A 12,448-nucleotide genomic window follows, 5' to 3' on the forward strand; every position below is an offset into this window, starting at 1 on the left:
TCAGAGACTCCGCGCGTAGACCGGGTCGACATGCACCTCGCCACCGACGACGAAATCGCGGCTACCGATGACGCTGAAACCGTTGCGTTCGTAGAAGGCGCGGGCGCGGGCGTTCTGGTCCCATACGCCGAGCAAGAGCCGCTTGCCGCCGAGCAGCACCGCGTCGGCGGTCGCCTGCGCCAGCAGCGCGGCGCCGATGCCGCTGCCATAGGCCTGGCGGAGCGTATAGATCCGTCGCAGCTCGACATCGCCGAGCTGCAGGTCGATCGGAAAGTCGGGCGCGGTCAGCACGGCATAGCCGATCGGCGCCAGCCCGGGCTCGATCTCCGCGACGGTGACGACCGTCGCGGGATCGGCGAGCCATTCGGCGAACACCGCGGCGCTATTGTTCTTGAGACAATGCGCGACGAGATCGGCGCCGGCGAGCGACGGCGCATAGGTATCAAGGAACGCCGCATTGGCGACGAGCGACAGCAGGTCGGCATCCGCCGCCCCTGCCCGTCGCACGCGCCACTTTAGCATCAGCCGACGATTTCTTCGGGCTTGAAGAAATAGGCGATCTCGATCTCAGCATTCTCGTCCGAATCCGAACCGTGCACGGTGTTGGCTTCGATCGACTCGGCGAGCTCCTTGCGAATGGTGCCGGGCTCGGCGTTCGCCGGGTTGGTCGCACCCATGATGTCGCGGTTGCGCTGCATCGCATTCTCGCCCTCGAGCACCTGCACGACGACCGGGCCCGAGATCATGAAGCTGACGAGCTCGCCGAAGAACGGACGCTCCTTATGGACCGCGTAGAAGCCTTCGGCCTGCTCGCGGGTCATCTGGATGCGCTTCGAGGCGATGACGCGCAGGCCGGCTTCCTCGAGCATCTTGGTGACGGCACCGGTAATGTTGCGACGCGTCGCGTCGGGCTTGATGATCGAAAACGTGCGGTTCGCGGCCATGACCGTGAAGCTCCTGTGGTTTGAATGACGATTGGGAAAGTCGCGGTTCCCTAGTCGGGAGGCCGGTTGGATGCAAGTCTCGGGGTCGGCCTCAGGCCGCCTGCTCCCAGCGGCCCGAGTCGCTCTGTTTCCAGTAGCGGCGCTCGATCCCGGTGCGATCGGCGAGCGCCTTCCAGGCGGCGCGCGCCTGGGTGATGCGGTCCTCGTCGAAGAAGTGGAAGGCGCGGTCGAAGCCAAGCGCTTCCTCACGCCACACGCCGTCGGCGAGCGCGATGTTGCGCGCGGCGTTGGCGGCGGCGGGGCGGTCGGCGATGAGGATCGGCTGAGCGGTGTCGCTTTCGCCGTCGGCCTGCGCGTGCGGGAGGAAGCTGTCGGGGGCGTAGGTCCATAGCAGGCGGTCGAGCGCGCCGCGCTGGTCGGCGCTCTCGGCGACGATCAGCAGGCGGCCGCCAGTCTCGACGACACGCTCGGCGATGCGCGGGAGGACGCGCTCGAGCGGCTGCGCGGTGAGGTGGTAGAAATCGACCTGCATGTTTCTCGTGCCCCTCCCTTCTTACTCCCCTCCCGCTTGCGAGGTCGAGGTCGGTCATGCCCCCGGCATGACCTAAACGATGCGGGGCATCGTTTACCTCGACCTGGGTTGGGGGTGGGGCGTGCCCCAAGCGGATCGCGGGCGTTCCAGGTCGTTCCCACCCCTAGCCCCTCCCGCAAGCGGGAGGGGGATTTTGCAGCTCAGCCTTCGAAATTATCCGCCACGAATCGGTCGAGCAGGCGTACGCCATACCCCGTCGCGCCCTTGTCGTAATTCGGTCCGGCCTTGTCCGACCACACCATCCCGGCGATGTCGAGATGCGCCCATTTCACGCCCGGATCGACGAAGCGCTGGATGAACTGCGCCGCGGTGATCGACCCGGCGCCGCGCGGACCGACATTCTTCATGTCGGCGATCGGCGAGTCGATCAGCTTGTTGTACGCATCGCCCAGCGGGAAGCGCCACAGCAGGTCGCCCGAAGCCTTGCCCGCCGCCAGCAACTGGTCGGCGAGCGCATCGTCATTGGCGAAGATGCCGCCATGCTCGTTGCCGAGGCTGATGATCATCGCGCCGGTCAGCGTCGCGAGATCGACGATCGTCTTGGGACGATGCGTCCGCTGCACCCAGGTGACCGCGTCGCACAGCACCAGACGCCCCTCGGCATCGGTGTTGAGGACCTCGATCGTCTGCCCCGACATCGAGGTGAGCACGTCGCCGGGACGGATCGCATCGCCGTCGGGCATGTTCTCGACCAGGCCGCACACGCCGATCACGTTCGCCTTGGCCTTGCGCCCGGCGATCGCCTTCATCGCGCCGACGACCGCGCCCGCGCCGCCCATGTCCCATTTCATGTCTTCCATGCCCGGCCCGGGCTTGAGCGAGATGCCGCCGGTGTCGAAGGTCACGCCCTTGCCGACCAGCGCCAGATCGGGATCGCCCGCCCCTGCCCCGCTCCACTTCAGCGCGAGCAGCCGCGCGTCCTTGGCCGAACCCTGCGACACGCCGAGCAGTGCGCCCATGCCGAGCTCGCGCATCTCGTCCTCGCCGAGCACGGTGACCTCGAGCCCAAGGCCCTCGACTTCGGCGAGCACCTTGGCGACGAAGGTCTCGGGATAGATCTTGTTGGGCGGCTCGGCGACGAGCGTGCGCGTCAGTTCGAGCCCCTCGGTCAGCGCCTTCTGCTTACTCCACGCGCCGTCGGTGCCGTCGGGCGCACCATGGAGCACGATCGTCGTCAGCGTCGGCTTCGACTTTTCGGGCAGCTTGGTGCGATAGACGTCGTGACGCCAGCCGCGCTGTGCCGCCGCGCCGGCGAAGCGCGCGGCCGCGTTCGACGAAGCCTCGGCGCCCGCGAAGTCGACGCTCACGCGCTCCACCCCCGAGGTCAACAGCCGCGCGGTCAAGGCGCCCCCGGCACGCTCATAGTCGGCCTCGCTACCGGCGCCCGTGCCGAGCAGCAGCACGCGGCGCACGCCGCCGGCGCCGTCTGCGACGAAGGTCTCGCTCACGCTCGCCGCCTCGCCATCGAAGCGGCTCGCGCGCGCTGCCGCCTTGACCAGATCGAGCGCGGCGGCATCGATCAGCGTGGTGGCAAGCCCGGCAAGGCCGTCTTTCCTGATCGGGAAGGCAATGGCCGCGGCGGACGCCGGCGCGGCGCTGGAAAAGTCGATTTGCATGAAAGCCTCGATGTGGGTCTGGTCTGCGCTTGAGTCGGATGTCTCTAGGACAGCGGAACGCGGCTGGCAAAGGATCGGCCCCAGGAATTCGCCGCAGCACGATTGCAGCAAGGCAAGGTCGATGCGATAGGGCGGGATCGACCAGCGGCATCCGGCGACAGATCGGGCGCTTTCTCGCATCAGGGTGTTAGTTCCGACGTGAAGCGTGCCTTCTTCCTCGCCAGTTGTGTGTGTCCGTTGCTCTGGGCGGCCGCGCCCGCCTGCGCGCAGGACCTGCAGACGCGCACCGTCCCGCCGCCGCCGCCCGCGACGACGCCGAGCACGAACGACGATCAGGTCCAGTTCAACGCCACCACGCTCGAATATGACAACACGGCCGACGTGGTCACCGCGACCGGCGACGTGCGCATGTACCGCGCGGGCAATCGCCTCCGTGCCGACACCGTGGTGTGGAACCGCAAGACCGGCAAGGTCCGCGCGAGCGGCAACGTGGCGGTGGTCAACCCGGGCGGCGATACCGCTTATGGCGATTCGATCGACCTGACCGACGCGCTCAAGGACGGCATGGTCGACAACATGCTGCTCGTGCTCGAGAAGGGCGGGCGGCTCGCGGCGCGCAAGGGGACGCGCGCGCTCGACGAGAGCGTCGTGCTCGAAGACGCCGCTTATACCCCATGCGGCGTGACCGATACGGACAATTGCCCGAAAGAGCCGTCGTGGAAGATCACCGCGATCCGCGTCCTCTATCGCCCCGACCGCAAGCGGATCTATTACAAGGGCGCGCGGATCAATCTGTTCGGCCTGCCGACGCTTCCGCTCCCGGCCTTTTCCAATTCGATCGGCGACGGCAACGACAATGGCCTGCTCGCCCCGGATTTCCGCTACAGCCGGACCAACGGCTTCGAATTCGCCCAGCCGTATCACTTCGCGCTCGGGCCCAATCAGGGGCTGACCGTCACGCCGCGGATTTTCAGCGCGGTGCTGCCGATGCTCAAGGCCGAATATAGCGCGCTCAACACGCTCGGCGCGTATCGCATCGCTGGCTATGTCACCGCGAGCCCGCGCAGCACCGACCTGCTGACCCCGACCCCGGCGGGCACGCCCGATTCCTTTCGCGGCTATCTCGACGGCGTCGGCCGGTTCCAACTGACCCCGAATTGGACGTTGAGCGGATCGCTTCGCCTGACCACCGACCCGACCTTTCTGCGCCGCTACGACATCTCGACCGACGACCGGCTGCGCAGCACGGTCAAGCTCGAGCATATCGACGAGAGCAGCTATTTCTCGGTCGCCGCCTGGTACGTCCAGACGCTGCGCGTCGGCGACCGCCAGGCGTTGCAGCCGATCGCGCTGCCCGAGATCGATTACCGCAAGCGCATCCCCGACAGCCTGCTCGGCGGCGTCTTCACCTTCCAGGTCAACAGCCTGGGGATCGAACGCCCGGCGGGCCAGGACACGCAGCGCGCCTTTGCCAGCGCACAGTGGGAATTGCGCAAGCTGACGCCGTGGGGCCAGGAAGTGACCTTCACCGCGCTCGGCCGCGGCGATATCTATCACACGAGCGATATCCTCGCGACCAGCGTGGCGAGCTATCGCGGCGAATCGGGGGTCACCGGGCGGATCATCGGGGCGTTCGCGGTCGATGTGAAATGGCCGTTCATCGGCACCTTCCTCGGCGGCACGCAGCGGCTGACCCCGCGCGTGCAGCTCGTCGGCTCGCCGCAGGCGGGAACGCTGACGGTGCCGAACGAGGATTCGCGCTCGGTCGATCTCGAGGATACCAATTTGTTCTCGCTCAACCGCTTCCCGGGTTACGACCGGTTCGAGGATTCGGCGCGCGTGACCTATGGGCTCGACTGGGCGGTCGATCTGCCGGGCTTCTCCTTCACCACCAATATCGGCCAGAGCTATCGCCTCAACAGCCGGCCCTCGCTGTTTCCCGACGGCACCGGCCTGTCGGGCCGCGTGTCGGACATCGTCGGCCGCACCGAGATCCGCTTCCACGACTGGATCTCGGTGATCCACCGCTACCGGCTCGACCAGGGCGATTTCGCGGTGCGCCGCAACGAGCTCGACGCGACGGTCGGATCGCGCAGCACTTATGTGCTGGTCGGATACCTCCGGCTCAACCGCAACATCGACCAGACGCTCGAGGATCTGCGCGATCGCGAAGAGTTGCGGCTCGGCTCGCGCGTGCAGATCTCGCGCTTCTGGTCGGTGTTCGGCTCGACCGTTATCGATCTGACCAATCGCGACGAGGATCCGCTGTCGCTCGCCGACGGGTTCGATCCGGTGCGGCACCGGCTCGGCGTCCAATATGAGGACGATTGTCTCCGGCTCGGGATGACCTGGAAGCGCGATTATCAGACGACGGGCGACGTCAAGGCGGGCAACGGCTTCCTGTTGACGCTGGCGTTCAAAAACCTTGGCCGCTAAGCACTGGTTCAGACGGACCGGCGCAGTGGAGCGTTCAACGGCTCGGGCCGGACCCGGCTCGAGGTTTTGGCGCTGTTCGAGGCACGCCGTGCGGGATGGGATTTTGATTACGTGAAGACTGATACTGCAAAGCCGACCCGCCTGGGTCGCAGCTTCGGCTTTGGTGCCGCGATCATCGCCTTGCTGGCCACGAGCGGGGGCTCGATCGCACAGACCGCACCCGACCCTGCGGGTCAGGATCCCGCGACGGCCGAATCGCCGGGCGTGGCGGCGCTCGATCTGCCGAAGAACCCGACGATCTTCGGCAAGGTCGATCCGACGATCCGCAAGCCGACCGCGATCGTCAACGGCGCGGTGATCACCGGCACCGATATCGACCAGCGCGTCGCTTTGCTGCTCGCCGCGCGCGACCTCAAACTCTCGGCGCAGGAAATGGCGCAGTACAAGCTCGTCATCGTCCGCCAGCTGATCGACGAGACGCTCGAGATCCAGCAGGCCAAGACCGCCGACGTCAAGATCGGGCCCGACGAGATCAACAAGAGCTACGACACCGTCGCACGCAACTTCGGCAAGACGCCGGCCGAGATGCGCGCATATCTGCGCTCGATCGGCTCGGCGGACCGCTCGCTCAAGCGCCAGATCGAGGCCGAACTGTCGTGGAACCGCTATCTGCGCCGCAAGGTCGACGTCAATGTCGGTGACGAAGAGGTCAATGCGATCATCGACAAGATCAAGAAGCAGCAGGGCTCGACCGAATATCACGTCCGCGAGATCTATCTGAAAGCCGATGCCGATCGCGCGCCCGAAGTGTTCGCGCAGGCGCAGCAGATGATGCAGTCGATCCAGAAGCGCGACAAGGGCGAGGACACGTTCGGCTATTACGCCCGCCTGTCCGACGCCACGACGCGCGCGACCGGCGGCGATCTCGACTGGTTGAGCGAGCAGCAATTGTCGCAGCTTCCGGCGTCGCTGGTCGAGGCGATCAAGTCGATGACGCCCGAGCATCTCGCCGGGCCGATCGAGGTGCCGGGCGGCTTCTCGATCATCTATCTCGTCGATACGCGGAAAATCGGCGTCGCCGATCCACTCGACGCGCGCCTGACGCTCAAGCAGGTCAGCGAGCGCTTCCCCGAGGGGATCACGCAGGAGCAGGCCAACGCCCGCGTCGCCGAGTTCGCCAAGCTCAGCGCGACGATCAAGGGCTGCGGCGAGGTGGCCAAGGTCGCCTCGGCGCTCGGCGCCGACGTGGTCGACAACGATTCGGTGCGGATCAAGGACCTGCCGGTCGCGCTGCGAGACATCATGCTCAAGTTGCAGGTCGGTGAATCGACCCCACCGTTCGGCTCGGCCAAGGACGGCATCCGCTCGCTCGTGCTGTGCGGTCGCGACGAAGCGGTTGCAAACATTCCGGGAGTGGAACAAGTTCGCAGCACGATGGAGAATCAACGCGTTAACCTGCGCGCCAATCAGCTGCTCCGCGATCTGCGGCGTGATGCGATCATCGAATATCGCTGACCGGGGAGAAAGTACGATGGTCGCGCCGCTCGCCATATCGATGGGAGACCCGGCGGGCATCGGGCCCGAGGTGATCGCCAAGGCGTGGGCGCGCCGTGTGGAGGCGGGGCTCCCGGCCTTTTTTGCGACCGGGGACGCGCGCGCGATCGCGGCGGTGTGGGACGGTCCGATCACGACGATCGCGCATCCCGACGCCGCGAACGGCGTGTTCGAGACCGCGCTGCCGGTACTGACGGTCGAGGATGGCGGCGAGATCGTGCCGGGCGTGCCAGATGTCGAAGGCGCACGCTGTGCGTTGCGTGCGCTCGAGCTGGCCGCCGGCCTCGTCCGCTCGGGTGCGGCGCGCGCGCTCGTCACCGGGCCGGTGTCGAAGAACCAGCTGTACCAGATCGGTTTCAATTATCCGGGCCAGACCGAGTTCGTCGCGGAGCGTTGCGGCATCGCCGGCGAGAATGCGGTGATGATGCTCGCCGGGCCCGATCTGCGCGTCGTGCCGATCACCACGCACGTCCCGCTCGCCGCGGTCAGCGGCCTGTTATCGATCGAGCTGATCGTCGCCAAGGGCCGCGCCACCGCGCGCGGCCTCGCGCGCAATTTCGGCATCCTCAACCCGCGGATCGCCTTTGCCGGGTTCAATCCGCATGCCGGCGAGAGCGGCGCGATCGGGCGCGAGGAGATCGAGCTGATCGCGCCCGCGGTTGCGCTGCTGCGCGACGATGGGATCGACGCGATCGGCCCGTTTGCTGCCGACACGCTGTTCCATCCGCGCGCGCGCGCCGGCTATGATGCGGTGCTGTGCTGCTACCACGACCAGGCGCTGGTGCCGATCAAGACGCTCTATTTCGACGAGGGCGTCAACATCACGCTCGGCCTGCCGATCGTGCGGACTTCGCCCGACCATGGCACCGCGTTCGACATCGCCGGCAAGGATCGCGCCGAGCCCGGCGCGACGATCGCGGCGATCCGTCTCGCCGGCGAAGCCGCCGACCGCCGCGCCGCCGCCGACGCGTGACCCTTCCCGATTTGCCGCCGCTGCGCGAGGTTATCGCGCGTCACGGCCTCAACGCGAGCAAGGCGTTGGGGCAGAATTTCCTGCTCGACGCGCAACTGCTCGCGCGGATCGCGCGGATCCCCGGGGATCTGACCGATGCCGAAGTGCTCGAGATCGGCCCCGGGCCGGGCGGGCTGACGCGCGCGCTGCTCGGCGCGGGCGCACGCGTCACCGCGATCGAGCGCGACCGGCGTTGCATCCCCGCGCTCGCCGAACTGGGCGAGGCGTTTCCGGGCAAGCTGCGCGTTATCGAGGGCGACGCGCTCGAGATCGACGGCGCTGCGCTGTTCGAGAGCAAGCCGCATATCGCCTCCAACCTGCCCTATAACATCGGCACCGCCCTGCTGGTGCGCTGGCTGTCGGCCGATTGGGCGCCGTGGTGGCAGAGCCTCACGCTGATGTTCCAGCGCGAGGTCGCCGAACGGATCGTCGCGCCGACCGATGGCGAGGCCTATGGCCGGCTCGCGGTGCTGGCGCAGTGGCGCAGCAAGGCGACGCTGGCGATGCCGGTGCACCGCTCGGCCTTCACGCCGCCGCCCAAGGTGATGTCGGCGGTGGTCCATATCGTGCCGACCGAGGCGCCCGAGGCAGTGCGCTTCGCGAGCCTCGAGCGGCTTACCGCCGCGGCCTTCGGACAGCGGCGCAAGATGCTGCGGCAGAGCTTGAAGGGTGTGCCTGGGGCGCTCGCGGCGCTCGACGCGGTCGGGATAGAGGCTACGCGGCGCGCGGAGACGGTAAGCGTTGCGGAGTTTGTGGCGCTGGCGAAGGCGCTTTCCTGACATCGTCGCCCCGGCGAAGGCCGGGGCCGCGGGATGCAGCAGAGCGCCGCCCGATCAACCGAGCGGCCCCGGCCTCCGCCGGGGCGACGGATCAGTCCTTCTTCGGCAGCGCCGCTGGCGGTGTTGCTGACGCCGTCACGATCGGCGGCCCCTTGGCGATCGACGCGGTCAGCGTGGCGACCTCGGGGCAGGCGCGCTTGGCGCAGACGAGCTTGACCTTGGCCAGATTTTCGCGCGCCCGCAGCACCGCGCCCTTGGCGACGAGCGCCTCGCCCTGCCCGCTCAGCGCGGCGACATCGTTGGGATCGAGCGACAGCGCCTCGCGATAGAGCCGGATCGCCTTGCCCGCCAGGCCGCGCGTCCGCGCGACTTGGGCGAGGCTGACGAACGCATCGAGGTTGCGCGGATCGACCGCAACCGCGCTCTCGAGCAGATCGGTCGCGGTATCAAGATTGCCCGCCGCCTGCTGCGCCCGCCCCTTGGCAAGCAGCGCGAGCGAGCGCGCATCGACGCCGTCCGCCGGGCGCTGGCCCTGCACCGCGGTCGCGACGGTAACCAGCGTCAGCGCGGCAGCGACGGCGACGGACGTGTAACGCATGAGATACTCCAGCTTCGACACAGCGGGAGAGCTATCACGGCGCGACGAGGCGCGCGACAAAAAAGCCGTCGGTGGCGTCATGCGCCGGGGTCAGGCGGACGCCGGGGCCGTGACGTCGCCCGGCGGGCAGGCTGAGCGGTTGCGCCTTCCAGCCGGGATTGGCGGCGAGGAAGTCGGCGACTTGCCCCGCCCCCTCCTCGTCGAGCAGCGAGCAGACGATATAGACCAGCGCACCGCCCGGCTTGACCAGATTGGCGCCGACCTCGAGCACGTGCTTCTGCATCGCGACCAGCCGCTCGATCCGGTCGGGGGTGAGCCGCCAGCGCGCCTCGGGATTGCGACGCCAGGTGCCGGTGCCCGAGCACGGCGCGTCGATCAGCACGCAATCGGCGGCGTGCAGCCAATCGTCGAGCATCTCGACTTCGCGCCCCGGGTTGAGCAGGCGCGTTTCGATGATCCCCGAGCGCGCGCGCTCGGCGCGCGGCGCCATGCGCGAGAGCCGCATCCGGTCGGTGTCGGTCGCGAGCACCTCGCCCTGCCCTTCCATCACTGCCGCGAGCGCGAGCGTCTTGCCGCCGGCGCCGGCGCACAGGTCGACGATCCGCTGGCCGGGTTTCGCCTTGGCGGCGAGCGTGACGAACTGACTGCCGGCGTCCTGCACTTCGATCGCGCCGTGATTGTATGCGGGGAGGTTTTCCACCTGCGTGCCGGATAGGAGACGCAGGCCGTCGGGGAGACCCGCGATCGGCTCGGCGCCATCGATGTCGATCTCCTCGACGATCATCCGATTGATGCGGACGTCGAGCGGCGCGCGGTCGATGAGCGCGGCGAACTCCTCGTCATCGATGTCCGAGGCGCGCAGGCGGTCGATGATCCACACCGGCGCTACGCCCGACGGCGCGGCGGTCTCGTGCTTGCCGATCAGCGCGGGGCCATGGCCGACGCCGTCGAAGGTGGCGGCGACTGCGGGATCGGCCTGCGCGACGGCGAGCATCGCGGCGCGGCCGCTCGCGGGGCGTTCGCCCGCTGCCCGGATCGCGGCATAGACCAACTCGCGAACGGCGCGGCGATCCTTGCTGCCGGCGTAGCGGCGCGTCGCGAAATAGCGCGCGATCAGCGTGTCGGCGGCGGCGCCGCTATCGCGCGCGCCGGCGATGATCTGGTCGAGCAATTCGATCGCGGCTTGCGTGCGGGCGGATGGGGTCATGATCGTCTTTCTTATTCTCTTGCGGCGGCAGCGGGTGCCGCAGCGTATCCCCCGGATGGTCCGCGGGGCGGCCGAACAACACGCGCGCCCGATAGGGCGCGAAGCGAAGCGGCGCGTCGAGCGGCGGCAGTGCCTCAACCGGCGTCGAAAGTCACGGCCTGTCGTATTCACTGCCACGCGGCGGAACGGGGCGCTGGGTCTGCGAATAGGAATGCGTCGAGAGCCAGCGGACGGTTCGGCTCGCATCCGCCTTGCACCGATCGCACGGCCCGCTACGCTCGCAGCGTCTCCGGTCAAGGATCCCTGCATGCGTGCTGTCTGTGTTCTTCTGCTTTCTGCCTCGATCCTGACCAGCGCCGCGTCCGCCGCCTCGTCCTCTCCCGCTTCGACGGCTTCGGCCGACCACGCGCTCGATCTCGCCAAAAAGGCGATCGCGTTGCGCTCGGTGAAAGGTCCCGGCAACCAGACCCCGCAAGTCGCCGCGCTCTACAAGGCTGCGCTCGTCGCGGGCGGTTTTGCCGAGAGCGACGTCGAGATCGTGCCCGTCGACGACACCGCCTATCTGATCGGCACCTGGCGCGGCAGCGATCCGACGCTCAAGCCGCTGGTGATTTCGGGCCATATGGACGTGGTCGAGGCCAAGCCCGCCGACTGGCAGCGCGATCCCTTCACCCCGGTGGTCGAGAACGGCTATCTCTACGGCCGCGGCGCGACCGACATGAAGCTCGACGGGACGATCGCGATCACCGCGCTCACCGATCTGCGGCGGAGCGGCTACAAGCCGCGTCGCACGATCATCATCGAATTCTCGGGCGACGAGGAAACCGCGATGAAGACCTCGGCGCTGATCGCCGAGCGCCTGAAGACCGCCGATATCGTGCTCAACATCGACGGCGGCGGCGGCGTGCTCGACGAGGCGAGCGGCAAGCCCAAATATTGGACCTGGAACGGCGCGGAGAAGACCTATGCCGATTTCCGGCTGACGGTCACCAATCCCGGCGGCCATTCGTCGATGCCGCGCGCCGTCAACGCGATCGTCGAACTGTCGAAGGCGATCGAGAAGGTCGGCGCGTACCGCTTCAAGCCCGAGCTCAGCCCGCTGACGCGCGAGGCGCTCGCCAAGGCCGCCCCATTCGAGGAACCCGCGATCGGCGCCGCCTTGAAAGCATTCGTCGCCAACCCGAGCGATCCTGCGGCGATCGCGACGCTGACCGCCAACCCCGCCACCGTCGGCAAGATCGGGACGACCTGCGTGCCCACGCTGATCAACGGCGGCCATGCCGAGAATGCGCTGCCGCAACGCGCCACCGCCAACATCAATTGCCGGATCTTCCCCGGGCACAAGCCCGCCGACATCATGGCCGAGCTCGGCCGGGCGATCGGTGACCCTGCAGTCAGACTGGAAGATGTCAGCGAGGGTTCAATCGCCAACGACGCATCGCCGATGCGCCCCGATTTCATCGCCGCGATCGACCATGCGATGGGAAAGACCTATCCCGGCGTACCCGTCTTCCCCGCGATGGCGTCGGGCGCGAGCGACAGCATGTGGTTCCGCTCGCACCATGTCGCGAGCTATGGCGCGAGCCCGACCTTCATCAAGCCGTCGGAGGATTTCAGCCACGGCCTCAACGAGCGCACCCCGATCGCAACGATCGCGCCGGGGATCGCTTATTACCGGCTGCTCTTAACCGATCTGTCGAAATAGCGAGC

The 12,448-nt window shown here is 67.8% G+C and carries 11 protein-coding genes; 5 read left to right on the plus strand and 6 right to left on the minus strand.

The annotated features are described in order from the left end of the window. The 4 genes from RH90_RS14475 to RH90_RS14490 form a co-directional block, all read right to left on the minus strand. A complete protein-coding gene (locus RH90_RS14475; RefSeq protein ID WP_010186471.1) occupies positions 1–522 on the minus strand; it encodes a GNAT family N-acetyltransferase in 522 nt (173 codons plus the stop codon). Next, positions 522–944 (minus strand): nucleoside-diphosphate kinase, encoded by a 423-nt coding sequence (ndk, locus tag RH90_RS14480; protein ID WP_010186473.1) that lies wholly within the window; start codon positions 942–944, stop codon positions 522–524. The genes RH90_RS14475 and ndk overlap by 1 nt, the downstream gene beginning before the upstream one ends. A gap of 91 nt (positions 945–1,035) precedes the next feature. Continuing rightward, positions 1,036–1,476 (minus strand): DNA polymerase III subunit chi, encoded by a 441-nt coding sequence (locus RH90_RS14485; RefSeq protein WP_010186475.1) that lies wholly within the window; start codon positions 1,474–1,476, stop codon positions 1,036–1,038. A gap of 200 nt (positions 1,477–1,676) precedes the next feature. Then, positions 1,677–3,152: a leucyl aminopeptidase gene (locus RH90_RS14490; protein ID WP_010186478.1), complete on the minus strand. Its 1,476-nt coding sequence runs from the start codon at positions 3,150–3,152 to the stop codon at positions 1,677–1,679. A gap of 198 nt (positions 3,153–3,350) precedes the next feature. On the opposite strand from RH90_RS14490, the gene RH90_RS14495 reads away from it, so the two are divergent. The 4 genes from RH90_RS14495 (at position 3,351) to rsmA (ending at position 8,933) form a co-directional block, all read left to right on the plus strand. Beyond that, positions 3,351–5,588, plus strand: coding sequence for an LPS-assembly protein LptD (locus RH90_RS14495; RefSeq protein WP_037492816.1), 2,238 nt, complete (start codon positions 3,351–3,353; stop codon positions 5,586–5,588). A gap of 111 nt (positions 5,589–5,699) precedes the next feature. Continuing rightward, positions 5,700–7,103 carry a peptidylprolyl isomerase gene (locus RH90_RS14500; protein ID WP_081477010.1) on the plus strand — a complete coding sequence of 468 codons (1,404 nt, stop codon included), beginning with the start codon at positions 5,700–5,702 and terminating at the stop codon, positions 7,101–7,103. A gap of 16 nt (positions 7,104–7,119) precedes the next feature. Next, positions 7,120–8,115 (plus strand): 4-hydroxythreonine-4-phosphate dehydrogenase PdxA, encoded by a 996-nt coding sequence (pdxA, locus tag RH90_RS14505; RefSeq protein ID WP_010186484.1) that lies wholly within the window; start codon positions 7,120–7,122, stop codon positions 8,113–8,115. Beyond that, positions 8,112–8,933, plus strand: a complete 822-nt coding sequence (rsmA, locus tag RH90_RS14510; protein WP_010186485.1) for a 16S rRNA (adenine(1518)-N(6)/adenine(1519)-N(6))-dimethyltransferase RsmA — start codon at positions 8,112–8,114, stop codon at positions 8,931–8,933. The genes pdxA and rsmA overlap by 4 nt, the downstream gene beginning before the upstream one ends. A 91-nt stretch (positions 8,934–9,024) precedes the next feature. On the opposite strand, the gene RH90_RS14515 is transcribed toward rsmA, so the two are convergent. Both RH90_RS14515 and RH90_RS14520 read right to left on the minus strand, forming a co-directional pair. Then, positions 9,025–9,531, minus strand: coding sequence for a tetratricopeptide repeat protein (locus RH90_RS14515; RefSeq protein WP_029625338.1), 507 nt, complete (start codon positions 9,529–9,531; stop codon positions 9,025–9,027). 34 nt (positions 9,532–9,565) lie between these two features. Next, the gene (locus RH90_RS14520) at positions 9,566–10,738 is read right to left on the minus strand and encodes an RsmB/NOP family class I SAM-dependent RNA methyltransferase (RefSeq protein ID WP_010186490.1); all 1,173 of its coding nucleotides are present in this window, start codon (positions 10,736–10,738) and stop codon (positions 9,566–9,568) included. Positions 10,739–11,045: 307 nt separating this feature from the next. Between RH90_RS14520 and RH90_RS14525 the strand changes: the two genes are divergently transcribed. Beyond that, positions 11,046–12,443 (plus strand): M20/M25/M40 family metallo-hydrolase, encoded by a 1,398-nt coding sequence (locus RH90_RS14525; RefSeq protein WP_010186492.1) that lies wholly within the window; start codon positions 11,046–11,048, stop codon positions 12,441–12,443. The last annotated feature ends 5 nt before the right edge of the window (positions 12,444–12,448 follow it).

Source organism: Sphingomonas sp. PAMC 26605 (genome assembly GCF_000241485.1).
Taxonomy (GTDB): domain Bacteria; phylum Pseudomonadota; class Alphaproteobacteria; order Sphingomonadales; family Sphingomonadaceae; genus Sphingomonas.